The following is a 22,485-nucleotide window of genomic DNA, read 5'->3' on the forward strand; positions in this document are numbered from 1 at the left end:
AGCCGTGGGGACGGGTTCGTCGAGGGGTGGGAAGCCCCTACTCCGACATCGGCTTGTCCGAGATGTCCCAATCCTTGCCGCTGAAGATCGAGATGAACAGCGTCTTCATCGGCGTGTAGTCGTCGGGCGTATAGTCGTAGGTGACGCCGTCGAGGAAATAGGGCGAGTGGAAGCCTTTCAGCGTCGAGGCCTGCTTCAGCACGTTGGCGCGGGTGAGCTCGTCGCCGCAGCGGCGCAGGATCTCGCCCATGGTGACGGCCTGGCCGTAGCCGGCGAACGCGATGGTGTTGTCGGGGTCGATGGTCGGGATGTACTTCTTGCGCAGCTCCTCGAACGCCATCACGTCCGGGTCCTTCTCCCATTTCGGCAGGCCGACCTCCTTGTTGTAGCGGATGGCGACGATGCCGGCGGCGTTCTCCAGGCCTGCGGCATTGAGGATCGAGCGGCCGGTCGAGCCGGCCGACAACAGTTGCAGCGGCTTCCAGCCGAGCTCGGCGACCTTGCGGATCGACTGCGACGACGCCTTGCCGGTGGAGATATTGTAGAACACGTCCGCGCCCGATTTCGAGAGATTGATGAGCTGGGAATCGACGGTGGGATCGGTCAGGTCGTAGGTCTGCTCCATGATGACCTGCGCGGTGCCGCCGGCATCGGCCAGCACCTTCTTGAACGGACCGAGGAAGTCGCGGCCGAAATCGTCGTTCTGGTAGAGGATGCCGACCTTGGCATTCGGCTTCACGGCGACGACATGCCGCGCCAGGATGCGCGCCTCGGTCGGATAAAGCGGCAGGCCCGCCATCGTCCACTTGAACTCTTTCGGGTTATTCCACTTCGACGCGCCGGTGTTGAGCAGCAGCTGCGGCACGCCCTTGGAGTTCAGGTATTTGTGCACGGCGGTCTGCGGCGCGGTGCCGAGCGAGCCGTAGAGCGCAAGCACCTCCTCCTGCTCGACCAGGCGCCGCGTCGCCTCGACACATTTCGGTGCGCTGTAGGCGTCGTCCATGGTGAGAAACTTGATCTTGCGCCCGTTGATGCCGCCCTTCTCGTTCAGCATCTGGAAATAGGCCTCGCCGATGCGCCCGAGCACGCCGTAGAGCGAGCCGGGACCGGAATGCGGCACGGTCTGCCCGATCTTGATCTCGCTGTCGCTGGCGCCGGAATCGTATTTCTTCTCGGCGGCCCGGACTGAGGGCGCGGGCAGAACGGATGCGGCAATGGTGGCGAGTGCGGCGGCGCTGACATCGCGCCGCGATGGATTTGTCGTCATTGTTGTTTCTCTCCCTAACGCGCGCATTGTGCTGGCTTCGCGGCACGGCTCGCAAGTAGGAAGTTCGTCGCTGGGCGGCGCAATGACGCTTAAATTGCCGGGTGTTTAGCGCCTAGACTCAAGTTTTCTCGGCGACGACGACGATACCGCGCACCGGCTCGTTGTTCTCGATGCGCGGCGACGCCGGCTCCAGCGTCAGCAGCTTCAGCCCGGCCTTCGCAAGCGCGCCGCGGACATATTCCGCCGAATGGGCATAGCGCAGGCCTTCGCCGAGCACGATGCCGCTGCCGTCATGCGTCTCCAGCGTGAAGGCGAGCACGCCGCCTGACACCAGCACGCGCCTGGCTTCGGTGAGCACCGGCGCAAGGTCTGAGAGATAGACGAACGCGTCCGCGGCGACGACGAGGTTCGCGCTTGCATCGGCCTTGCTGCGCAGGCCCTCTATCATGTCCGCGACCTCGAGCTCGGCATAGAGCGCGGTGGCACGCGCTTCCTTGATCATGCCGGGCGACAGGTCGATGCCGATGAAATGGTCGACCTGTCTGGCGAAGGCCGCTGCCGCGAGTCCCGTGCCGCAGCCGAGGTCGATGGCGCGCTTGAACAGGGCCGGCTTCTTCGCGGCGCCGCGGGCGGCCAGCACCGCCTTGAAAATCAGCGACGGCGCGCGATAGCCGAGATCGTTGACCAGTGTGTGCTCGAAGCGCGGCGCATATTGGTCGAACAGCGCCTGCACATAGGCTTTTGGCATCTCCGCCATCTCGGTGTCGCCGAGCCGGATCAGATGCAGGCGGGCGCCGTGCTGGTCCCCGGGATCGCACCGGCGCGCTTCGCGGAACGCCGCAATCGCCTTGTCGCGCTCGCCGAGCTGCTGGCGGATTTCGCCGAGCGTGAACCAGGCCGAGGTGAAGTCAGGCGCAAGCTCGATTGCCTGTTCGATGAGATCGGCGGCGGCGGGCAGATCGCCCTTGAGCTGGAGGTCGCGCGCGAACTCGAAACGGCGGTCGGCCATGAGATCGCCGGAGGTCAGAAACAGGCGGAGCGGCATTGGGAACCAGGAAGCGAAGCGGGTGGCGACTCGAAGATGCGGTGGAGCGACCTATATATCAGGCATGCGGCCGCAAGACATCCTGTTGCCAACTGCTGACGGCCTGTGCTGCAGGCCCGGCAAATTCCATATCGATCCCATCCGCCCGGTCGAGCGGGCCGTGATCACTCACGGCCATTCCGACCATGCCCGCGCCGGCCATGGCGCCGTGCTGGCGACGCAAGAAACGCTGGACATGATGCGGCTGCGCTATGGTGAGAATTTTGCCGGCTCGACGCAGACCATCAGCTATGGCGAGGAAATCCGGCTCGGCGACACAAGCGTGAAATTCCACCCGGCCGGTCATGTGCTCGGCTCGGCGCAAATCGCTGTCACATGCAACGGCACCTGCATCGTCGCCTCCGGCGACTACAAGGACGCGCCCGACCCGACCTGCGTACCGTTCGAGCTGGTGCCCTGCGACGTCTTCATCACCGAGGCCACCTTTGGCCTGCCGGTATTTCGCCATGGCGATGCCGCGGACGAGGTGAACAAGCTGCTGGCCTCCGTCGCCTTGTTTCCCGAGCGCGCGCATCTGGTCGGCGCCTATTCGCTCGGCAAGGCCCAGCGCGTGATCGCGCTGCTGCGCCAGGCCGGCTATGACGCGCCGATCTATCTGCATGGCGCGATGGAATCGATCACATATTACTATCAGAGCCGCGGGATCGACCTCGGCGAGCTCAGGCCGGTGATGGGCGTGAAGAAGGCGGCGCTCGCCGGCACCATTACGCTTGCTCCGCCCTCGGCGACGTCAGACATCTGGACGCGGCGCTTCCCCGATCCCGTCACCGCGTTCGCATCGGGATGGATGCGCGTGCGCGCCCGCGCGCGGCAGCGCGGCATCGAATTGCCGCTGGTGATCTCCGACCACGCCGATTGGGACGGCCTCACCGCGACGATCGCCGCCACCGGCGCCGGCGAGATCTGGGTCACCCACGGCCAGGAAGACGCGCTGGTGCATTGGTGCAAGTCGCGTGGCTTGCGGGCGCAGCCGCTCGATCTCGTCGGCTATGGCGAGGAGGAGGAGAGCGAGACGCCGGTTCAGGGCGAGGCCGAGGCATGAATCGCTTCGCCGAGCTCTTGGACCGTCTCGCCTATGAGCCGGGCCGCAACAACAAGCTGCGCCTGCTCACCGGCTACTTTCGCGAGGTCGGCGATCCCGACCGCGGCTACGCGCTGGCCGCGCTCACCGGCGCGCTCAGCTTCAAGCACGCCAAGCCGGCGCTGGTCCGCGATCTCATTGCGTCGCGCACGGATGAGGTGCTGTTCGGGCTGAGTTACGATTACGTCGGCGATCTCTCGGAGACGGTCGCGCTGATGTGGCCGAAGGCGCCGATGGCCGCCCACAACAACCCACCGCCCCCGACCCTCACCGAGGTCGTCACCACGCTTCGCACGCTCGGCAAGACCGAGCTGCCAAAGCAGCTCGAACGCTGGCTCGACGAGCTCGACGAGACCGGCCGCTGGGCGCTGCTCAAGCTCGTCACCGGCGCGTTGCGCATCGGCATCTCCGCACGCCTGGCGAAGACCGCGGCCGCCGCGCTCGGCGACAAGGACCCGCATGAGGTCGAGCTGATCTGGCCGGGCCTCAGCCCCCCCTATCTCGACCTGTTCGCCTGGCTGGAAGGCCGCGGTGAAAAACCGGTCAATCGCGATCCCGCGCCGTTCCGCCCCGTGATGCTGGCGCATGCGATCGAGGACGGCGATTTCGCGAGCCTCGATCCCGCCGACTACGTCGCCGAATGGAAATGGGACGGCATCCGCGTGCAGGCGGTGGCCGGCCGCGACGAGCGCGGGCAAATCACGGCGCGACTTTATTCGCGCACCGGCGAGGACATCACCGGGAGCTTTCCGGACCTGGTGCCGTCTTTGCGCCTGCCGGGCGCGATCGACGGCGAGCTGCTGATCCTGCGCGAAGGGCGCGTCCAGAGCTTCAACGTCCTGCAACAACGCCTCAACCGCAAGGTCGTCTCGCCAAAACTGATCAAGGAGTTCCCGATCCATCTTCGCGCTTACGATCTGCTCGGCGACGACGAGAACGATCTGCGCGAGCTGCCGTTCGCCGAACGGCGCGAACGGCTGGAGACGTTCATCGCAAAGCTTGGCGATCCCCGTATCGATCTGTCGCCCACCGTCGACTTCGCAAGCTGGGACGGACTCACCGCCGCCCGCGCCGATCCCGCGAGCGCCGGTGCGGGCGCGGATGCCGACGCCGTCGAGGGCGTGATGCTGAAGCGGCGCGATGCTCCTTATCTGCCGGGACGGCCGAAAGGGCCGTGGTGGAAGTGGAAGCGGGATCCGCACATCATCGATGCCGTGCTGATGTATGCGCAGCGCGGCCACGGCAAGCGTTCGTCCTATTATTCCGACTATACTTTTGGCGTCTGGACCGAGACCGAGAACGGCGACGAGCTGGTGCCGGTCGGAAAAGCCTATTTCGGCTTCACCGACGAGGAGCTGCTGCAGATCGACCGCTTCGTCCGCCGCAACACCACCGAAAAGTTCGGCCCCGTCCGCCATGTCGTGCACGAGGGCGACAAGGGGCTGGTGCTGGAGGTCGCCTTCGAGGGGCTGCAGCGCTCGCCGCGGCACAGATCCGGCGTCGCCATGCGCTTTCCCCGCATCAGCCGGCTGCGCTGGGACAAGCCGCCGCGGGAGGCCGACCGGCTGGAAACGCTGGAAAGAATGCTGAAGGCGGACGAATCCCTACCAACAATTAAGGTTGCAGGATCCGCCGATGGCCATTGACGGGGAAATGCGGGTTCCCCATGTCCCCCGCCGTGACCTATAATCGGGACGAATCCCCGCGAGGAGTTTTCTGAGATGGCCCACGACGTCAGAGATTTGCCGGCCGGCCGCAGCGATGGCCTGCACCGCTTTCTCGGCGGCTCGCCGCTGGCGGTCGCGTTTCGCCTGGTGCTGCTCTCGATCCTGGTCGGCGTCGTGCTGGCCGCGATCGGCTTCGATCCGTGGAATATCCTCATCAGCATTCGTCTGCTGTTCCAGCGGCTGTGGGATCTCGGCTTCGATGCCGTGAGCTGGCTGTGGCGCTACTTCCTGCTCGGCGCGGTCATCGTGATCCCGATCTGGCTGCTGTCGCGCGTGTTCGGCTCGCCGCGCCGCTAAGTCGTTATTTTTGAGCATGATCTTGTCGGAAAACCGCTTCACACTTTTCCGGATCATGCTCCAGGGAGTGCGCAGCAGATGCAACTGCGTTTCGTCGGCTGCGGTGATGCCTTCGGCTCGGGCGGCAGGCTCAACACCTGTTTCCACGTTTCAGGGCGCGAAACGAATTTCCTGATCGATTGCGGCGCGTCGGCCCTGCCGGCGCTGAAGCGGCTCGATATCGATCGCAACGACATCGATCTCATCCTGATCACGCATTTCCACGGCGACCATTTTGCCGGCTTGCCCTTCCTTGTGCTCGATGCCCAATTCTCGCGGCGGACGCGGCCGCTCACTATCGCGGGTCCGCAAGGCATCGAGACGCGGCTGACGCAGGTGATGGAAGCGCTGTTCGAGCATTCCTCGAAGACCAAGCAGCGCTTCGCACTGAACATCGTCGAACTCGCCCCCGAACAAAGCCAAAGCTTCGGCCCGGTGAATGTGACGCCCTATCCTGTCGTGCATGGCGAATCCGGCGGGCCCTTCCTCGCCTATCGCGTCGAGGCCGAAGGCCGCACGCTGGCCTACAGCGCAGACACCGAATGGACGGAGACGCTCTTTCCGCTGGCGCACGGCGCGGACCTTTTCATTGCCGAAGCGTATATGTACGACAAGGTGGTCAAGAACCATCTCAGCCTGAAAACCCTGGAACAGCATTTGCCAGCCATCGGCGCAAAACGTCTTGTCCTCACCCATATGAGCGACGACGTGCTGTCGCGTCTTGATGACATCGAACATCTCGCTGCCGAAGACGGCATGGTGCTGGTGTTCTGACATGCACGCGCCCGTTCATCCCAGGGTCGGCTCCGGCCAGGTGTTCGCCATCGCAGGTCCTGCGATGGTCGCGAACCTCACCACGCCCCTGATCGGCGTGGTCTCGACCACCGCGATCGGCCGGCTTGACGATGCCGCGCTGCTCGGCGGCGTCGCGATGGCGTCCGTCATCTTCGACTGCCTGTTCTGGCTGTTCGGCTTCCTGCGCATGAGCACGCTGGCGTTCACCGCGCAGGCGCTCGGCGCGGGCGAGGCCCGCGAGCAGACCGTGATCCTGGTGCGCGGCTTCATTGTCGCCGGCCTGATCGGCGCCACACTGATTGCGCTGCAATTGCCGTTGGCCGGCGTGCTGTTCGACCTGATGGGCGGCAGCGCGGGCGTGACGCGCGCCGCAAAAACCTATTTCATGATCCGGATCTGGTCGTCGCCGTTCGCGTTCGCGAACTACGTCATTCTCGGCTGGCTGGTCGGACAGGCCCGCGCCAATCCGGCGCTCGCGCTCCAGGTCGTCATCAACCTCATCAACATGGCGGCGACGATTCTGCTGGTGCTGGTCTACGACACCGGCATTGCGGGTGCCGCGATCGCCGCCCTGCTGTCGGAGGGTATCGGTTTCATGCTCGGCGTCATCGTCTGCCGGCGCTATGCGCATGGCGGCTTTGCCGTTCCCCGCGCAACGCTGCTCGATCGCGCAAAGCTGATGCGACTGCTGGCGGTCAACTCCGACATCATGATCCGCACCGCGGCGCTGATCACCGTCTTCCTGTTCTTCACCGCCAAAGGCGCGCGCGCCGGCGACGTGACGCTGGCCGCGAACTCCGTGCTCAACAATTTCCTGCTGGTCAGCGCCTTCTTCCTCGACGGCCTCGCCAACGCCGCCCAACAGCTCTGCGGCCGCACTTTTGGCGCGCGCGACGCCAAGGGCTTTGCTGCTTCGACCCGGCTGGTGCTGCTGTGGGGCCTCGGCTTCGCCATCGTCGTCGCGGTGCTGTTCGCGCTGTTCGGGCCGAACCTGATCAACTTCATGACTGCAAGCGAGGACGTCCGCGGCGCCGCGCGCGAATTCCTGGTGTTCATCGTGCTGGCGCCGATCCCCGGCGTGTTCGCCTTTGGCTTCGACGGCATTTATGTCGGCGCCACCTGGGCGCGCGAGATGCGAAACCTGATGTTGACCTCGCTCGCGATATTCGCAGGCGTGTGGTGGGCGCTGCAATCCCTGGGCAATGCCGGGCTGTGGTGCGCGCTGATCACGTTCTATGTCGCCCGCGGAGGCTTGCAGGGCGCACGGTATCCGGCGCTGTATCGGGCGACGTTCCCCAAATCGTAGCGATCGTGTCCCGGACGCGCTGCAGCGTGAAACGCTGCTGCGCAGGGCCGGGACCCAGCGGCTTGTGGGCCCCGGCTCTGCAGCGCACCGCTGAAGAAGCGCTGCGCTGCGTCCGGGGCACGAGACCGCGCTACATCCCGGGCCAGTCTTCCGCCGTCAGCGTCGCCGCATCGGCGCCGACGATCTCGGACAGCGAATCCCGCCCCGTGCGCAGCAGCGTCGAGGTCAGATCGCGCTTGATCTCGTCGACGAGGCCGAGGCCCTTGTAGACCAGCGATGAATAGAGCTGGATCAGGCTGGCACCGGCGCGGATTTTTGTCAGCGCCGCACCGCCGGAGTCCACGCCACCGACACCGATCAGCGGGAACGCGCCCTCGACGCGCACATAGGTCTCGGCGACCATGCGCGTCGACAGGCGAAACAGCGGCCGGCCGGACAGGCCGCCCTGCTCCTTCGACCGCATTTCCTCGCGTAGCGTGCTCGGCCGCGCGATGGTCGTGTTCGACACGATCATGCCGTCGACCTTGCGCGAGCGCGCGACCTGCACGACATCGTCGAGCTGGGCAAGGCTGAGATCGGGTGCGATCTTCAGCAGTACCGGCGTATCGCCGGCGCTCTCGCGCACCCGATCGCGCGCATCGATCACGCGTCCGAGGAGATCGTCGAGCAGCGCGCCTTCCTGCAGATTGCGCAGCCCCGGCGTGTTGGGCGAGGACACGTTGACGGTGAAATAGCTCGCAACCGGCGCAAAGGTCTCGATCAGCTTGACGTAGTCGGCGACGCGGTCGGGCGAATCCTTGTTGGCGCCGACATTGACGCCGACGATGCCGCCATGCTGCGCGCGGGCCGCCAGCCGGCGCAGGGCTACTTCCGCGCCGTCATTGTTAAAGCCCATGCGGTTGATGATGGCCTCGTCACGCTCGAGGCGAAACAGTCGCGGCCTCGGATTGCCTGCTTGCGGCTTCGGAGTGACCGAGCCGATCTCGACGAAGCCGAAGCCTAATCGCAGCAGCCCGTCCGGCACTTCCGCACTCTTGTCGAAGCCCGCGGCCATGCCGATCGGGTTGGGAAAGTTCAGCCCGAAGGCGCGCACTGCGAGTTTTGGATCGTCCGGCCGCGGCTTCATCGGCGGCAGGAAGCGCAGTCCCTGGATCGCAAGACGGTGCGCGTCCTCCGGATCGAGCCAGCGCAACACCGGCAGCGAGAAGGCGTCGAAAGCGCGGATCACGGGGCAAGCTCCGGGGTGTCGTGGCTGCCATCGGAGCGCATGTTGAGATTGATCACCGAGAGCACCGCGCCGAGATCGAGCTCGCCATAGAGATGCGGAAACAGCTCGTCATTGCGCGAGCGCTCCCAACGGAGCTCGGCTCCGAGCGCGTCGCCGTCGATCTCGACCAGGAACAGCGCACGCTGGCCGAAATAATGCTTGCGCAAAGTCTCCGGAACCTGGGCGGCGGTCGAGAAATGGATGAATCCATCGCGCTCGTCATCCGCGCTGCCCCGGTACACGCCCTGCCGTTCCGCCTCGCGCCAGGCCGAGGCCGGACAGATTTTGTAGATCTTGACCAATGCTTACTGGAGCCCTTTGAGTCTCTTGGGGTTTTTCGTCTCTTCCGGGTCTGAAAACCCGGGCGCGACCGTAAAGGCCACACCTCTCGAACTCAAGAGTTAGAGCCTATTCCGTTCCGATTTCATCGGAACGGGGCTCTAAATTTGTTTTGACGCGTTTTCTTGACGCGAACCGGTACCCACTTCGCTTGAAAACGCTTTCCTCGTCGCCCCTTGCGCGAAAAACGGAAAACCGGTTGATTTGAGGACAGTTTTCCTGAGTTGCGACGGGCTGGACCTTCCATGGTCAAGCAGGCCAAAGCGCAGAGGATGCTGACCCACGACCAGATCTGGGCCGCGCTGGACCAACTGGCTGCGCGCGCAGGGCTGTCGTCGTCCGGCCTTGCCAAGCGGGCCGGGCTCGATCCCACCACCTTCAACAAGTCCAAGCGCGTCACCTCCGACGGTCGCGCGCGCTGGCCCTCGACCGAATCGATCGCGAAGGCACTGGCGGCCGCGGAGTCCTCGATCGACATTTTCGCCAGGCTGATCGGTGATGATGCTGGCGACGGCCGTGCCGTGCCGCTGCTCGGCTTCGCGCAGGCAGGCTTAAGCGGCGCGTTCGACGAATCCGGCTTTCCGTCCGGCAAGGGCTGGGGCGAGATCGCGCTGCCGAACGCCGAGGACAACCACGCCTTTGCGCTGAAGATTTCCGGCGACGCGCTCGCGCCCGCCTATCGCGACGGCGACGTCATCCTGGTCTCGCCTCGCGCACCGATCCGCAAGGGCGATCGCGTCGTGGTGAAGGCGAAGGCGGGCGAAATGATGCTCGCGATGCTGAAGCGCCGCACGGCGAAGGCGCTGGAATTGCAGCCGCTCGATGCGACGCAGGGAGAGCGGACGATGGCAGCGAGCGATGTTGCATGGATCGCGCGGATTGTGTGGGCGAGCCAGTGAAACTTGCTCCGCTGTCATTCCCCGCGAAAGCGGGGAATCCAGTACGCCGCGAGCTCTCGACTCTATAACGGCTGCCCCTGGAATACTGGATCGTCCGCCTTCGCGGACGATGACACCGTGGATGGTCTACGCACTCCGCGCCAGCGCGCCGTCGATCATGTTGACTGCGTTCTGCACGCCATACACCGCGACGAACGAGCCGAAGCGCGGGCCCTTCTCCTGGCCGAGCAGCACCTGGTAGAGCATGTTGAACCAGTCGAGCGTGACGCCGGGACGACCGTCCTTGCCCTTCTTGACCTTGTCGAGGAACGGCTCGCGGCGGCCGATCTCGTAGACGACGTTCTGGATGTCCTCGGCGGAGGACTCCTGCGGAAGCTGCGACAGCGCATCACGCAGATCCTGCAACGCGGCGCGCTCGACGTCGGTCGGTTGGCGGAACTGCTTCGTCGGCGCGACGAAGTCGCGGTAATAGTTGATGGCGTAGCCGACCATCGCGTCGAGCTTCGGATGCGTCTGCGGGCTCACGCCGGGACGGTAGCGGCCAATAAAACCCCATAGCGTCTCGGCGTTTTCCGCGTTCGATGACGACACCAGCGTCAAGAGCAGCTGGAACGTGACGGGCATGTCGGCCTTCGGCGGATGGCCGTAGTGAATGTGCCAGACCGGATTGCCGAGCTGCTGCTTGTCGTCCTGCCTGGCAAAGCCGTCGCTGAACTGCTGGTAGTCGTCGACATTGCGCGGGATGACGTCGAAATACAGCCGCTTCGCCGCCTTCGGCTCGCGATACATGAACAGCGTCAGCGATTCCGGCGAGGCATAGCGCAGCCATTCGTCGATGGTGAGGCCGTTGCCCTTCGACTTCGAGATCTTCTGGCCTTTCTCGTCGAGGAAGAGCTCGTAATTGAAGCCTTCGGGCGGCGTGCCGCCGAGCGCCTTGGCGATCGCGCCCGAGAGCTTGACCGAGTCGATCAGGTCCTTGCCGGCCATCTCGTAGTCGACGCCGAGCGCGACCCAGCGCATCGCCCAGTCGGCCTTCCACTGGCATTTGACGTTTCCGCCGGTCACCGGCGTCTCGACTTCCTCGTTGGTGTCGGGATCGACATAGGTCACGGTGCCCGCCGCGACGTCGCGGCGGATCATCGGCACCTGCAGCACGATGCCGGTGGTCTTGCTGACGGGGAGGAACGGCGAATAGGTGGCGCGGCGATCGGGCCCGAGCGTCGGCAGGATGATCGCCATCACCTGGTCGTAGGCCGCGAGCATCCTGAGCAGCGTCGCATCGAAGCGGCCGGACTTGTAATAGACGGTCGAGCTTGCGAACTCGTAGTCGAAGCCGAAATGATCGAGGAAGGCGCGCAGGCGTGCGTTGTTGGCGTCACCAAACGACGGATGCTCGTTCGAGAACGGGTCAGGTACCGCGGTGAGCGGCCGCCCCAGATATTGCGCCAGCATGTCCTTGTTGGGCACATTGTCCGGCACCTTGCGCAAGCCGTCCATGTCGTCGGAGAAGGCGAGCAGGCGGGTCTTGATCTTGTCCTCGGTCAGCACACGAAAGGCATGGCGCACCATCGAGGTGCGCGCGACCTCGCCGAACGTGCCGATGTGCGGCAGGCCGGACGGACCATAGCCGGTCTCGAACAGCACCTCGTCCTTCGGGCTTTTCTTGAGCCGCGCGACAATGGCCTTCGCCTGCTCGAACGGCCAGGCGTTGGATTGTTCGGCGAGCGCACGAAGATCGCTCGGGCTCATGTTGGGATCGATAACGGACATCAAGGGGCCTCCGGGCCGCGGAAAATAGCGATTTCCGGGCAGAATGCAATTTTGTGGGGCGGTGTTGCCTCTCACACCGTCATTGCGAGCGTAGCGAAGCAATCCAGACCGTCACTGCGGAAACAGCCTGGATTGCTTCGTCGCAAGAGCTCCTCGCAATGACGGCGGAGGAAGCAGCGACCGGGTTAGAACGGGCTCACCGAAAAATACCGCAGCCACAGATCGGTGTAGCGGCCTTTTTCCCAGACGCGAAACAGGGCCCAGTTCAGGGCCTGGCGCAGCACGTCGTTGCCCTTGCGCACGGCGATGCCGATGCCTTCGCCGAAGAAGCGGCTCTCGACGAAGGGACCGCCGGAGAAGGCGCAGCAATCGCCGGAATCGGTGCCGTTGATCCAGAACGCCAGCGAGATGGCGTCGCCGAAGATGAGATCAACCTCGCCCTTGCGCAAGCCGGCGCGCAAAGCATCGTCATTGGGATAGCCGTGCAGCTCGGCGTCGGTGAACATCGCCTTGAGATAGGCCTCATGCGCGGAGCCCGCGATGACGCCGACCTTCTTGCCTTCGAGATATTCGGGCCGGATCTCCGGCATCACCGCATCCTTGCGCGAGGCGAAACGCGCCGGCACGCGGTAATAGGGATCGGTGAAATCGACGCGTGCGCGAAGCTGCGGGCTCACCGCCATGGACGCAATGATCGCATCGCCCCGGTTCGAGGTGAGCGCATCGACCAGCGTCTCGAAGCGGCGCATCTGCACGGTGCAGGTGACCTTGACCTCTTCACAAAGCGAGCGGGCGAGATCGACGTTGAAGCCGGCCGGATTGCCGTCGGCGCCGGTGTAGTTGAACGGCGGATAATCGGTCTCGGTCAGGAAGCGGATCACCGTCAGGCGCGACAGGTCGGGCCGCTCCGGGCGCCGCCGCGGGTCCCAGAACCCGGGCACGGCCTGGGGGGCAGCTCGAGGTGCCGCGGGAGGCTGCTTCGACGGTGCCTGGGCGCGAGCGCCCGGCAGGCCCGCGAGCAGGCACGCGGCAACGGCCAGCCCCGTCAGCAAGCCACGGGCAGATTTGGACGATTTCGCCTGTTGCGATGGAGCCATCGGCCGGAAATGAACGAATTTCATTGGGATCGGAGGGCCTTATAGACCATCCGGCCGGGAACGCGAGCGCCGATTGTGACTACGCGGTCGTCATGCCCGGGCTTGTCCCGGGCATCCACGTTCTTGGTGCTGCACGAAAGATCGTGGATGGCCGGGTCAAGCCCGGCCATGACGATGTGGAAGCAGCTTCGCCTGGACGAGGCCTTCAAAGATACCGCTTCAGCTCCGTCGCGGCCTCTTCCGGGGTCCGCTTCAGGTTGAACGGCGAAACAAAACGGCCGTCGCGGTCCATCAGATAGATGAGCGCGGTGTGGTCCATGGTGTAGTCGCCGTCCTTGGTCGGGACCTTCTTGGCATAGACCCGGTAAGAGGTGATCACCTTGGCGGTCTCGGCGGGATCGCCGCTGAGGCCCTCGAGATGCGGATCGAAGCTCGAGAGATAGTCCTTCATGGTCGCGGGCGTATCGCGCTCGGGATCGACCGAGATGAAGACGGCGTTGACCTTGTCGGCATCCTTGCCCATCGCGCGCAGCAGTTCCGACAGCTCGAACAGCGAGGTCGGGCAGACGTCGGGACAATGGGTGTAGCCGAAGAAGATCAGCGTCGGCTTACCCTTGAGGTTATTGTCGGTGACGGCTTTGCCGTTCTGGTCGGTGAGCTGGAACGGGCCGCCGATCGCGGCCGGCTGCGCCACCTTGCTGACGCCGCCCATGGCCCAGAACAGCACCAGCAGACCGACGACGAGGCTTGAGGCGAAGGCGGTCGCGATTACCAGCGGACGGGCGGTGGAGCTCATGAGCGAAAAACTTCCTGTCGCGGATCAGAAGCAGGCGGCAAAGCCGGTCCTGATCATTTCGAAGAACACCTGGGAGCCGTAATGGAACCAGAGCGCGAGCGCGCCGATCACAAGGAGCCCGGCAACACAGGCGCCGGCCAACAACAGCACGGACGGCATTCGGCCGGCAGTGGGCGAATTGTCCGATACCGGATGTACGGTGTGCAGTGGCTGAGCCATGACAATGACCGGAGCGAAGGCGCCGGTTCCCTGGCCTTCAAATAGGCTTTGGCCCGCCTGCGGGCAAGGCGCCGCTGGCGGGCCGGGACCCCGTCATGCTGAGGATATCAGTGAAGGAGCTGGCCCCGGGCGGACTCGAGCTGTTCCGCTGGCGGAGCAGATCGGCGCAAAGGCCTGCTGGCCGAAGCCTGTGCATCGAGGTAGCAGGGCTTGTACATGGCCTGGAGCTGCCTGCCCCTCAGGAACAGCATGTGCGGCGTGAGGCCGCCGCGCTGTGAGATCCAGCGCTTCACCTGCGAGGGATACATCGAATAAAGCATGTGGGTCGCCTCAGAGTTGGTCACGGCGCGACCATTGGAGCCGAAATCCCAGGCGGCGTGGAAGCCGAGCGTCGCGTGCGAGGTGACGCAGATGCGGTCGCGCGGGATGGCGCCGAGGACGATGGTGCAGGCGGAAGCGCAGAGGCCGTCGATGATGACGGTGTCGCCTGATTGCCGCAGGTCCTGATATCTGTCGACATAGGTTCCGATCCGGCCGCCGCGGTCATCCGCGATCCGAACCACCGCGTGAGACGCCCCCATGCAAGCGACCAGCACGATCGCCGCAAGCAACCCCGTCAGAAACTTCATTGGCCCCCGCCCCGGTCGTTTGCGAATCTGTGTGTCAGGTGGTGATGCTCGTCTAGCGTCGGTCGACTTCGTGGTTTTGTCTAGGCAGGCGGGCTTACTCAAAACAAATTCAAATCCAGTGTTGCGTCCGCGCTGCACTCAGGCCCGCCTCGATCCCAAAGTGGAACAAGTTAACGATGTCCTACGCGACAAGCCCTTGATCTCAGTTGCAACCGCTGGCTTCAATCCCGGACAACTACAGGGGGGAACTCATGGCCGAGCATTCGACTGAGCAGGCGGACGTCATTGTCGTCGGCGGAGGACTATCGGGACTGGTGGCGGCGACCGAGATTGCCGACGCCGGCAAACGCGTGATCGTGGTCGACCAGGAGGGCGAGCAGTCGCTCGGCGGCCAGGCGTTCTGGTCGTTTGGCGGATTGTTTCTGGTGAACTCCCCGGAGCAGCGCCGGCTCGGCATCAAGGATTCCTTTGACCTCGCGATGCAGGACTGGCTCGGCACCGCCGGCTTCGACCGAGACGAGGACTTCTGGCCGCGCCAATGGGCGGAGGCCTATGTGGCGTTCGCGGCCGGCGAGAAGCGCGGCTGGCTGCGCGCGATGGGGCATCGGATCTTTCCCGTGGTCGGCTGGGCCGAGCGCGGCGGCTATGACGCGATGGGCCACGGCAATTCGGTGCCGCGCTTTCACGTCACCTGGGGCACCGGCCCCGGCATCGTCGAGCCGTTCGAGCGCCGCGCGCGCGAAGCCGCGAAGAGCGGCCGGCTGATCTTCCGGTTCCGCCATCGCGTCGACGCGCTCTCGATCACTGACGGTACGGTGGACGGCGTCAGCGGCGCCATTCTCGCGCCCGACAGCGTCGAGCGCGGCAAGAGCTCGTCTCGCAGTGTCGTCGGCGAGTTTGCGCTGAAGGCGCAAGCCGTGATCGTGGCGTCCGGCGGCATCGGCGGCAATCATGATCTGGTGCGCGCGAACTGGCCGAAGCGGCTCGGCGAGCCGCCGAAATTCATGATCTCCGGCGTGCCCGAGCATGTCGACGGCCGCATGATCGGCATCACCGAGGCATCAGGGGCGCGGCTGATCAATCGCGACCGCATGTGGCACTATGTCGAGGGCATCCAGAACTGGTCACCGATCTGGCCGCGCCACGGTATCCGCATCCTGCCAGGCCCCTCCTCGATGTGGTTCGACGCCACGGGCACGCGGCTGCCGGCGCCGCTATTCCCGGGGTCCGATACGCTCGGCCAGCTCAAATACATCATGTCCACCGGCTATGATTATTCCTGGTTTGTCCTGACGCAGGCCATCATCAAGAAGGAGTTCGCGCTGTCGGGCTCGGAGCAAAACCCCGATCTCACCGGCAAGAGCTGGCGCATGACCTTGCGCCGCGCCACCAACAAGGGCGCGCCGGCGCCGGTCGAGGCATTCAAAAGCCATGGTGCCGACTTCATCGTGCGCGACAAGATCGAGGATCTCGTCGCCGCCATGAACAAGCTCGCCGGCAACGATTTGCTCAAGCTCGACGAGATCAGGATTCAGATCGAGGCGCGCGACCGCGAGATCGCCAATCCTTACGTCAAGGACGCGCAGGTGATGAACATCCACAATGCACGACGTTACATCGGCGACAAGCTGATCCGCACGGCATCGCCGCACCGCATTCTCGATCCCGCGCAGGGGCCGCTGATCGCGGTCAAGCTCAACATCCTCACCCGCAAGACGCTGGGCGGCTTCGAGACCGATCTCGACTCACGCGTGTTCGGCGAGGAAGGGCAGATCATTCCCGGCCTCTACGCGGTGGGCGAGGCCGCCGGCTTCGGCGGCGGCGGCATGCACGGCTATCGCTCGCTGGAGGGCACCTTCCTCGGCGGCTGCCTGTTCTCGGGCCGCAATGCCGGTCGTGCGGCGGCGAAAGCGGTTGGCCGTTGAACGAACGCATGCGTGCCGGGCAACGCATGCGTGCCGGGGGTGGCACAGCGCGAGGTGCTGCGCTAGACAGGGCCGCCATTCCCACCAGGAGATCCCCTAATGAGCATTCAGCGTCTTGAAACCGGCCCGCGCATGAGCCAGGTCGTCGTGCACGGCAACACCGTCTATCTCGCCGGCGTCGTCGCCAGCAATGCGGCCGGCGAAAGCGTGACCAAGCAGACCCAGGATATCCTGAAGACCATCGACGGCCATCTCGCCAAGGCCGGCACCGACAAGTCGAAACTGCTGTCGGCCACGATCTACATCACCGACATGAAGACGTTCCAGGAGATGAACGCCGTGTGGGATGGCTGGGTGTCGCCCGGCAACACCCCGGCCCGCGCCACCGTTGAAGCGAAGCTGGCCGCGCCGCAATACACCGTCGAGATCATGGTGACCGCGGCGAAGTAAGTTCGCGCGGAACCAACAGGCGACAGGAGCGCGATGAGACCGTCATCGCGCTCTTTTTTTGTGGACGCATGATCTCCGAGGTAATCGATCCCAGCGCGCGAACCTTCGATAGTCAGGTCAGCCGAACCACACGGCGCCATCGAAGGAGAGTCTCATGACCGACCACGTCACGATCGCCCGCCGCTACATCGATCTCTGGAACGAGCGCGCGCAAAATCGCCGCCGCGAATTGCTCAGCGAGAACTGGACGGCGGATGCGAGCTATGTCGATCCGCTGATGAAGGGTGACGGCCGGGACGGCATCGATGCCCTGATCGCCGGCGTCCAGCAGCGCTTTCCCGACTTCAAGTTCAGGCTGATCGGCGAGCCCAACGGCTATGGCGACCATGTGCGCTTCAGCTGGGGCCTTGGACCTGATGGCGTCGATAGCCCGATCAAGGGCACGGATTTCGCCGTGCTGAAGGATGGCCGCATCAGGAGCATCACGGGATTTTTGGATCAGGTGCCTCCGGGGGCGTGAGGGCGCTGTCGTTACTGTGCCCTGTCCGCTTGCGGGAGAGGGCAGCTCCGCTCGTAAACACGGCTCACTGGGGTGAGGGATCTCTCTCCGCAGATTGAATTTGTGGATAGAACCCCTCATCCGGCGCTTCGCGCCACCTTCTCCCGCAAGGGGAGTAGGAGCAGCGCGTTCGCGGCTCAGACGATGGCCAGCCGATACGCCCGCTTAGCATTCATCCCAAACGCCTTCTCGCGCGCGCTCGCTCCGAGCTTCGCCAGGCACGCCTCCAGCGCGGCCTTGATCTCGCCGTAGCTACCCGCCAGCAGGCATACCGGCCAGTCGGAGCCAAAGATCAGGCGGTCCTCGCCAAAACTATTCGCGACGTGCTGGACAAACGGAAACAGCCGCTCCGCGTCCCAATCGGTCCACTTCGCTTCCGTCGCGAGCCCCGAGACCTTGCACCAGACGTTGCCGCAGGCCGCGAGCGACGCGATGCGGTCGGACCATTCCGCGCTGCCGCCAACGGCGATCGGCGGTTTTGCGGCGTGGTCGAGCACGAAGCGTGCGTGCGGAAAAGCTTTTGCAGTTGCGATCGCAGCGGGGAGCTCGCGGGTGCGGACGAGGAAGTCGTAGGCGAGATCGCGGGCGAACACCGCCGCGAGTCCGCGCTGGACGTCCGCGCGCAACAGCCAGTCGGGATCGGCCTCGTCGTGGACCTGGTGGCGGATACCGACCAGCTTTGCGCCGCCCGGCAGCGCGCGCAGCCGATCAAGCGTGTCGCCGAGCGCGGCATCGGTCAGATCGGCCCAGCCGACCACGCCCATGACGGAGGGCGTGTCATGCGCGACCCGCAAAAATTCCTCGGTCTCCTCAAGCGCGGAGCGGCACTGCACCACGATGCTTGCGTCGATGCCGTTCGCCTTTAGCAGCGGAGCTAGATCGGCGGGCCCGAAGGCGCGGCGGATCGGCGTGAGCTCAGGCGCATCCATCCAGGGATAGTCGGCGCGCGCGGGATCCCAGAAATGCTGGTGCGCATCGATGAGCATGTCTCACGCTCCGCCCGGCAGCGGCGCCCGCGCGTCGACGAGGTTTTTCGCGCGCAGCTCCTGCCAGAAAGCTGGCGGCACCGTGCGCTCCGACATCGCGATGTTGTCGGCAACCTCCGCGGCGTTGCGCGCGCCCATCACCGCGACCGTCACGGCCGGATGGGCCATGCAGAACTGGAGCGCGGCGGCCTTCAGCTCGGTGCCGTGCTTGCGGCAGAGCTCGTCAAGCGCGAGTGCGCGCGCCACGAGTGCCACGTCGGCGTCCTGATAATTGAACTTCGCGCCGGTGTGCGGATTGGCCAAAATGCCGCTGTTGTAGATGCCGCCGAGCAGGATGCCGATGCCCCTCTGGCGGCAGACCGGAAACAGCGCATCCAGCGCGCCCTGGTCGAGCAGCGTGTAACGGCCAGCGAGCAGGAAGCAGTCGACCGGCACGGCTTCGGCGAAACGTGTGAGCATCTCCGACTGATTCATGCCGGAGCCGATCGCCTTGATGGTGCCGTCGTCGCGCAGGCGCATCAGCGCGCGGAAAGCACCGTTGACGGCCGCGTCATAGTGATCGTCGGGATCATGCACGAGCAGCACGTCGACGCGATCGAGCCCGAGGCGGTCGAGACTTTCCTCGACCGAACGCATCACGCCGTCATAGCTGAAATCGAATTGCGGCCGCAGCGCAGGGGCGCCCTTGTAGTGATCGTCCTCGGTCGAACTGGGATCCGGGCGCAGCAGCCGGCCGACCTTGGTCGAGATCGCAAAGGAGTCCCGCTGCTGCTGGCGCAGGAAAGCGCCCAAACGGCGCTCGGCGAGGCCAAAGCCGTAGAGCGGCGCGGTGTCGTAGAAGCGGATGCCGGCCGACCAGCCGGCCGCGAGCGTCGCTTCTGCATCGGCATCGCTGACCGCCGAAAACAGGCCGCCGAGTGGCGCCGAGCCGAGGCCTATTGCCGTAACATCGAGACCGTTAGCCAACCGCGTACGCTTCATTGCAATATCCTTCCAATCCGCAAAAGCACTCCCTCCCCCGCAAGCGGGAGAGGGAGTGTAGCGCAGGAACGTTGGGCTGGTAACGTTCCTACTTCAACAATTGAGCGACGTTGTCCTTCGTCACCAGGTCGAGGCCGGTGTAGATCACTTCCGGAACCTTCTGGCCCTTCTTGATCGCCAACAGGGTGTCCATAGACTTCTCGCCCATCTCGAACGGACGCTGGCCGGTGAGCGCGTTGGAGTAGCCGTCGCGCAGCAATTCGAGCTGCATCTTCAGCGTATCGGCGACGACGAGCGTGAACTTGCCGGCGTCGATATCCTTCTTGTTCTTGTTGACGAAGGCTTTGTAGCCTTCGGGCGCGAACATCGGCCAGCCGCCGACCGGCACGATCGCACCGAGGTCGGGCGTTGCGGTACGCAAGTCCGACATCTGCTGGATCGCAAGCGCGGAATCGTCATTGCAGAAGGTCGGCGAACCCTGGACCTCGACCCATTTCGAGCCCTTGAGCGCTTCGCGGACACCATCGACACGTTCGGCGAGGTTTTTCGCACCGGGGCCGCCGGAAACCATGGCATATTTGCCGCCATCGGGCCGGAGCTTGAGCAACTGCTTGCCGAGCGCGAGGCCGAAGTCCTTGTTGTTGGTGCCGATATAGGCAAGCCGCTTGGAACCCGGCGCATCCGCGTCAAACGTAATGACGGGAATGCCGGCTGCAGCCGCTGCATCGATCGACTTGGTCATCGCTGCGACGTCGGCAACCGAGATTGCCAACCCATCCACCTTCTGGGTGATGAAGTCCTGGATGATCTGGGCCTGTGTCGCCGGCTCGTGCTCGATCGGCCCCTTGTAGATGCATTCGACATTGCCGAGTTCCTTGGCTCGCTTCAGGCAGCCGTCACGCGCCACATCGAAGAACGGATTGTTCATCGCCTTGGGCACGACGGCGAACTTGTAGGTCTGGGCAAATGCCGGGGTCGCCATCATTGCGATGGTCAGGCCGGCCAACAGAAGCTTCTTCATTTCTTCCCTCCACACTTTGTTGCCTATCCATTTGTGATGTGATGCCCCGGCAGGCGGATAGACGATCTTTCGTTGTCCTTCCGGAGTAACTGGTTAAGTCATGCGCGAGCGGATCCGGTCGACCAGCACGGCAAGGATGATGATCACGCCCACCAGCGTCTGCTGCCAGTAGGAGTTGACCTGCGCGAGCACGAGGCCGTTGCGGATCACTTCGAGCAGCACGCAGCCGACGATGGCACCGAGCGGACCGCCGATGCCGCCGGCCAGATTGGCGCCGCCGATCACGGCGGCCGCAATCACGTTGAGCTCGTATGAGGTCGCCATGTTGGCGGGCGCCGAGCCGAGCCAGCCGGAGATGATGATGCCCTGGAGCCCCGCGGCGAGCGCGCAGATCACGTAGACCTCGATCTTCACCCGCACGACCGAGATGCCGGTCAGCTCCGCCGCCTTCTCGTTGCCGCCGAGCGCGAAGACGTGGCGGCCGAAACTGGTGTGATGCAGCACGACCGCCATCACGGCGGCGAGTATCACCAGATAGATGAAGGGAGCGGGCACGCCGAGCACGTCACCCGATGTCAGCGCATAGAAATAATCGGCGTCCGGCCCGCCGGGAAAGCTGCCGCGGCCGTTCGAGACGACATAGGCGAGCCCACGCACGATCGAGAGCATGCCAAGCGTGGTGACGAAGGGTGACAGCCCGAGCACCGCAATGCAGAAGCCGTTGACGAGCCCGACGATCAACGCGGCGCACAGCCCCGCGAGCACCGAGATCACAAGGATCAATCCGGGCACATTGGCGACGGCGGTCTTGCCGTCGGCGGCCAAATGGACGAACACCGATCCCGGCGCCGACAGCTCGATCATGACCATAGAAGTAATCATCGCAGAAAAACACATCATCGAGCCGACGGAGAGATCAATGCCGCCGGTGATGATGACGAAAGTGATTCCGAGCGTGGCAATGGCGATGAAGGAAAAGTTCTTCGCCACGTTCTGCATGTTGCCCTCGGTGAAGAAATAGGGGCTGGCAAAATGCATCACGACCATCAGCACCAGGAGCGCCAGCAGGACGTAGCCGGTCTGGGAGGCGAAGATGCCGCGCCGCCACCATTTGATCTTGCCGACGTTCGAGAACGTGACGGGGGATTCCAGGGGCATCGCCATCACGCCGCCTCCTTCGCGCCGGTGATAAGGGCTGTGACTTCCTCGGGGGAGGTGTCGTGGATCGGCTTGTCGGCCCGCTTCTCGCCGCGGCGCATGACAATGACGCGGTCGCACACCGCAAACACGTCGGGCATGCGGTGCGAGATCAGCATCACGGCGACGCCCTGCTCCTTCAAGCGGTGGATCAGGCTCAACACCTGCTCGACCTGGCGGACCGAGATCGCGGCCGTCGGCTCGTCCATCATGACCAGCCGCGCATTGGAGAGCCGCGTCCGCGCGATCGCAACCGCCTGGCGCTGGCCGCCGGACATCTGCTTGACGAGATCGTCGGGGCGAGTCTCCGAACGCAGCTCGCCGAACAATTCCAGCGCACGCGATGCCATGGCCTTGTGGTCGAGCAAAGCGATGGGGCCGAATTTACGCTTCAGCTCGCGGCCGAGAAACACGTTGGCGGCAGCGGTCAGATTGTCGGCGAGCGCGAGGTCCTGATAGACGACCTCGATACCGACCGCGCGGGCATCGATGGGCCGGCTGAAATGGACCGCATCGCCACCGAAGCGGATTTCGCCATGGCTGGGGCGGAAATTGCCGGCGATGATCTTGACCAGCGTCGACTTGCCGGCGCCGTTGTCGCCCATCAGGCCGACCACTTCGCCCGGGTGGACATGCATATCGACATCATGCAGCGCGCGGATGGCGCCGAACTCCTTGCCGATGCCGGTCAATTCGAGCACCGGTGTTGCGTCAGCACTTGCCATCAGCGACC

Annotated in this window: 23 protein-coding genes; 9 read left to right on the top strand and 14 right to left on the bottom strand. The window is 64.6% G+C overall.

The window, feature by feature from the left end:
- Positions 1-37 precede the first annotated feature (37 nt).
- Positions 38-1,267: an ABC transporter substrate-binding protein gene (locus ABID59_RS17850; protein ID WP_354084208.1), complete on the bottom strand. Its 1,230-nt coding sequence runs from the start codon at positions 1,265-1,267 to the stop codon at positions 38-40.
- Between the two features lie 118 nt (positions 1,268-1,385).
- Entirely contained in the window at positions 1,386-2,312 is a 927-nt protein-coding gene (locus ABID59_RS17855; protein WP_354084209.1) for a class I SAM-dependent DNA methyltransferase, read from the bottom strand.
- A 64-nt stretch (positions 2,313-2,376) separates the two neighbouring features.
- Between ABID59_RS17855 and ABID59_RS17860 the strand changes: the two genes are divergently transcribed.
- From ABID59_RS17860 to ABID59_RS17880, 5 genes are all read left to right on the top strand, one after another.
- A complete protein-coding gene (locus ABID59_RS17860) occupies positions 2,377-3,414 on the top strand; it encodes a ligase-associated DNA damage response exonuclease (protein ID WP_354084315.1) in 1,038 nt (345 codons plus the stop codon).
- Positions 3,411-5,099: a cisplatin damage response ATP-dependent DNA ligase gene (locus ABID59_RS17865; protein ID WP_354084210.1), complete on the top strand. Its 1,689-nt coding sequence runs from the start codon at positions 3,411-3,413 to the stop codon at positions 5,097-5,099. The genes ABID59_RS17860 and ABID59_RS17865 overlap by 4 nt, the downstream gene beginning before the upstream one ends.
- 75 nt (positions 5,100-5,174) lie before the next feature.
- Positions 5,175-5,477 carry a DUF6460 domain-containing protein gene (locus tag ABID59_RS17870; RefSeq protein ID WP_148754443.1) on the top strand — a complete coding sequence of 101 codons (303 nt, stop codon included), beginning with the start codon at positions 5,175-5,177 and terminating at the stop codon, positions 5,475-5,477.
- Positions 5,478-5,555: 78 nt separating this feature from the next.
- Complete coding sequence (locus ABID59_RS17875; protein ID WP_354031552.1) at positions 5,556-6,290, top strand: MBL fold metallo-hydrolase; 735 nt, start codon at positions 5,556-5,558, stop codon at positions 6,288-6,290.
- Between the two features lies 1 nt (position 6,291).
- Positions 6,292-7,617 (top strand): MATE family efflux transporter, encoded by a 1,326-nt coding sequence (locus ABID59_RS17880; protein WP_354084211.1) that lies wholly within the window; start codon positions 6,292-6,294, stop codon positions 7,615-7,617.
- Positions 7,618-7,747: 130 nt separating this feature from the next.
- Here the strand turns inward: ABID59_RS17880 and ABID59_RS17885 are convergent, their stop codons facing one another.
- Together ABID59_RS17885 and ABID59_RS17890 are read right to left on the bottom strand one after the other, a co-directional pair.
- Positions 7,748-8,845, bottom strand: coding sequence for a quinone-dependent dihydroorotate dehydrogenase (locus ABID59_RS17885; protein WP_148754449.1), 1,098 nt, complete (start codon positions 8,843-8,845; stop codon positions 7,748-7,750).
- Entirely contained in the window at positions 8,842-9,186 is a 345-nt protein-coding gene (locus ABID59_RS17890; RefSeq protein ID WP_148754451.1) for a DUF952 domain-containing protein, read from the bottom strand. The genes ABID59_RS17885 and ABID59_RS17890 overlap by 4 nt, the downstream gene beginning before the upstream one ends.
- A 282-nt stretch (positions 9,187-9,468) precedes the next feature.
- Between ABID59_RS17890 and ABID59_RS17895 the strand changes: the two genes are divergently transcribed.
- Positions 9,469-10,122: a S24 family peptidase gene (locus tag ABID59_RS17895; protein WP_354084212.1), complete on the top strand. Its 654-nt coding sequence runs from the start codon at positions 9,469-9,471 to the stop codon at positions 10,120-10,122.
- Positions 10,123-10,248: 126 nt separating this feature from the next.
- Here ABID59_RS17895 and ABID59_RS17900 read toward each other — a convergent pair whose 3' ends face one another.
- The 5 genes from ABID59_RS17900 to ABID59_RS17920 all read right to left on the bottom strand — a co-directional run bounded on the left by ABID59_RS17900 (position 10,249) and on the right by ABID59_RS17920 (position 14,633).
- Positions 10,249-11,892 carry a lysine--tRNA ligase gene (locus ABID59_RS17900; protein WP_354084213.1) on the bottom strand — a complete coding sequence of 548 codons (1,644 nt, stop codon included), beginning with the start codon at positions 11,890-11,892 and terminating at the stop codon, positions 10,249-10,251.
- 185 nt (positions 11,893-12,077) lie between these two features.
- Entirely contained in the window at positions 12,078-12,989 is a 912-nt protein-coding gene (locus ABID59_RS17905; RefSeq protein ID WP_354031676.1) for a transporter substrate-binding domain-containing protein, read from the bottom strand.
- 205 nt (positions 12,990-13,194) lie between these two features.
- Complete coding sequence (locus tag ABID59_RS17910; RefSeq protein WP_354084214.1) at positions 13,195-13,785, bottom strand: SCO family protein; 591 nt, start codon at positions 13,783-13,785, stop codon at positions 13,195-13,197.
- A 24-nt stretch (positions 13,786-13,809) separates the two neighbouring features.
- Entirely contained in the window at positions 13,810-14,004 is a 195-nt protein-coding gene (locus ABID59_RS17915; RefSeq protein ID WP_354084215.1) for a hypothetical protein, read from the bottom strand.
- A gap of 107 nt (positions 14,005-14,111) precedes the next feature.
- Positions 14,112-14,633 (bottom strand): Clp protease/crotonase-like domain-containing protein, encoded by a 522-nt coding sequence (locus tag ABID59_RS17920; protein ID WP_354084216.1) that lies wholly within the window; start codon positions 14,631-14,633, stop codon positions 14,112-14,114.
- A 251-nt stretch (positions 14,634-14,884) separates the two neighbouring features.
- Between ABID59_RS17920 and ABID59_RS17925 the strand changes: the two genes are divergently transcribed.
- The 3 genes from ABID59_RS17925 to ABID59_RS17935 all read left to right on the top strand — a co-directional run bounded on the left by ABID59_RS17925 (position 14,885) and on the right by ABID59_RS17935 (position 17,528).
- The gene (locus ABID59_RS17925) at positions 14,885-16,558 is read left to right on the top strand and encodes an FAD-binding dehydrogenase (protein WP_354084217.1); all 1,674 of its coding nucleotides are present in this window, start codon (positions 14,885-14,887) and stop codon (positions 16,556-16,558) included.
- Positions 16,559-16,657: 99 nt separating this feature from the next.
- On the top strand, positions 16,658-17,008 hold the full coding sequence (locus ABID59_RS17930) for a RidA family protein (protein WP_148754464.1): 351 nt from the start codon (positions 16,658-16,660) through the stop codon (positions 17,006-17,008).
- A 154-nt stretch (positions 17,009-17,162) separates the two neighbouring features.
- Positions 17,163-17,528, top strand: coding sequence for a nuclear transport factor 2 family protein (locus ABID59_RS17935; RefSeq protein ID WP_354084218.1), 366 nt, complete (start codon positions 17,163-17,165; stop codon positions 17,526-17,528).
- A gap of 176 nt (positions 17,529-17,704) precedes the next feature.
- Here ABID59_RS17935 and ABID59_RS17940 read toward each other — a convergent pair whose 3' ends face one another.
- From ABID59_RS17940 to ABID59_RS17960, 5 genes are all read right to left on the bottom strand, one after another.
- A complete protein-coding gene (locus ABID59_RS17940) occupies positions 17,705-18,553 on the bottom strand; it encodes an amidohydrolase family protein (protein WP_354084219.1) in 849 nt (282 codons plus the stop codon).
- A gap of 3 nt (positions 18,554-18,556) precedes the next feature.
- Positions 18,557-19,534, bottom strand: coding sequence for an aldo/keto reductase (locus tag ABID59_RS17945; RefSeq protein WP_354084220.1), 978 nt, complete (start codon positions 19,532-19,534; stop codon positions 18,557-18,559).
- Between the two features lie 88 nt (positions 19,535-19,622).
- Entirely contained in the window at positions 19,623-20,555 is a 933-nt protein-coding gene (locus ABID59_RS17950; protein WP_354084221.1) for a sugar-binding protein, read from the bottom strand.
- A 93-nt stretch (positions 20,556-20,648) separates the two neighbouring features.
- Complete coding sequence (locus ABID59_RS17955; RefSeq protein ID WP_187435226.1) at positions 20,649-21,719, bottom strand: ABC transporter permease; 1,071 nt, start codon at positions 21,717-21,719, stop codon at positions 20,649-20,651.
- The gene (locus tag ABID59_RS17960; protein ID WP_148754475.1) at positions 21,719-22,477 is read right to left on the bottom strand and encodes an ATP-binding cassette domain-containing protein; all 759 of its coding nucleotides are present in this window, start codon (positions 22,475-22,477) and stop codon (positions 21,719-21,721) included. Before ABID59_RS17960 ends, ABID59_RS17955 begins: the two co-directional genes overlap by 1 nt.
- Positions 22,478-22,485: the final 8 nt, after the last annotated feature.

This window comes from Bradyrhizobium sp. S3.3.6 (genome assembly GCF_040546905.1).
Taxonomy (GTDB): domain Bacteria; phylum Pseudomonadota; class Alphaproteobacteria; order Rhizobiales; family Xanthobacteraceae; genus Bradyrhizobium; species Bradyrhizobium cytisi.

What these genes read in the sequence shown, in the direction of transcription:
- ABID59_RS17960 (WP_148754475.1), bottom strand. Translation starts at nt 22,477, where the DNA reads ATGGCAAGTGCTGACGCAACACCGGTGCTCGAATTGACCGGCATCGGC.
- ABID59_RS17930 (WP_148754464.1), top strand. Translation starts at nt 16,658, where the DNA reads ATGAGCATTCAGCGTCTTGAAACCGGCCCGCGCATGAGCCAGGTCGTC.
- ABID59_RS17945 (WP_354084220.1), bottom strand. Translation starts at nt 19,534, where the DNA reads ATGAAGCGTACGCGGTTGGCTAACGGTCTCGATGTTACGGCAATAGGC.
- ABID59_RS17915 (WP_354084215.1), bottom strand. Translation starts at nt 14,004, where the DNA reads ATGGCTCAGCCACTGCACACCGTACATCCGGTATCGGACAATTCGCCC.
- ABID59_RS17935 (WP_354084218.1), top strand. Translation starts at nt 17,163, where the DNA reads ATGACCGACCACGTCACGATCGCCCGCCGCTACATCGATCTCTGGAAC.
- ABID59_RS17925 (WP_354084217.1), top strand. Translation starts at nt 14,885, where the DNA reads ATGGCCGAGCATTCGACTGAGCAGGCGGACGTCATTGTCGTCGGCGGA.
- ABID59_RS17910 (WP_354084214.1), bottom strand. Translation starts at nt 13,785, where the DNA reads ATGAGCTCCACCGCCCGTCCGCTGGTAATCGCGACCGCCTTCGCCTCA.
- ABID59_RS17875 (WP_354031552.1), top strand. Translation starts at nt 5,556, where the DNA reads ATGCAACTGCGTTTCGTCGGCTGCGGTGATGCCTTCGGCTCGGGCGGC.
- ABID59_RS17950 (WP_354084221.1), bottom strand. Translation starts at nt 20,555, where the DNA reads ATGAAGAAGCTTCTGTTGGCCGGCCTGACCATCGCAATGATGGCGACC.
- ABID59_RS17860 (WP_354084315.1), top strand. Translation starts at nt 2,377, where the DNA reads ATGCGGCCGCAAGACATCCTGTTGCCAACTGCTGACGGCCTGTGCTGC.
- ABID59_RS17870 (WP_148754443.1), top strand. Translation starts at nt 5,175, where the DNA reads ATGGCCCACGACGTCAGAGATTTGCCGGCCGGCCGCAGCGATGGCCTG.
- ABID59_RS17880 (WP_354084211.1), top strand. Translation starts at nt 6,292, where the DNA reads ATGCACGCGCCCGTTCATCCCAGGGTCGGCTCCGGCCAGGTGTTCGCC.
- ABID59_RS17900 (WP_354084213.1), bottom strand. Translation starts at nt 11,892, where the DNA reads ATGTCCGTTATCGATCCCAACATGAGCCCGAGCGATCTTCGTGCGCTC.
- ABID59_RS17940 (WP_354084219.1), bottom strand. Translation starts at nt 18,553, where the DNA reads ATGCTCATCGATGCGCACCAGCATTTCTGGGATCCCGCGCGCGCCGAC.
- ABID59_RS17920 (WP_354084216.1), bottom strand. Translation starts at nt 14,633, where the DNA reads ATGAAGTTTCTGACGGGGTTGCTTGCGGCGATCGTGCTGGTCGCTTGC.
- ABID59_RS17865 (WP_354084210.1), top strand. Translation starts at nt 3,411, where the DNA reads ATGAATCGCTTCGCCGAGCTCTTGGACCGTCTCGCCTATGAGCCGGGC.
- ABID59_RS17850 (WP_354084208.1), bottom strand. Translation starts at nt 1,267, where the DNA reads ATGACGACAAATCCATCGCGGCGCGATGTCAGCGCCGCCGCACTCGCC.
- ABID59_RS17855 (WP_354084209.1), bottom strand. Translation starts at nt 2,312, where the DNA reads ATGCCGCTCCGCCTGTTTCTGACCTCCGGCGATCTCATGGCCGACCGC.
- ABID59_RS17955 (WP_187435226.1), bottom strand. Translation starts at nt 21,719, where the DNA reads ATGGCGATGCCCCTGGAATCCCCCGTCACGTTCTCGAACGTCGGCAAG.
- ABID59_RS17895 (WP_354084212.1), top strand. Translation starts at nt 9,469, where the DNA reads ATGGTCAAGCAGGCCAAAGCGCAGAGGATGCTGACCCACGACCAGATC.
- ABID59_RS17905 (WP_354031676.1), bottom strand. Translation starts at nt 12,989, where the DNA reads ATGGCTCCATCGCAACAGGCGAAATCGTCCAAATCTGCCCGTGGCTTG.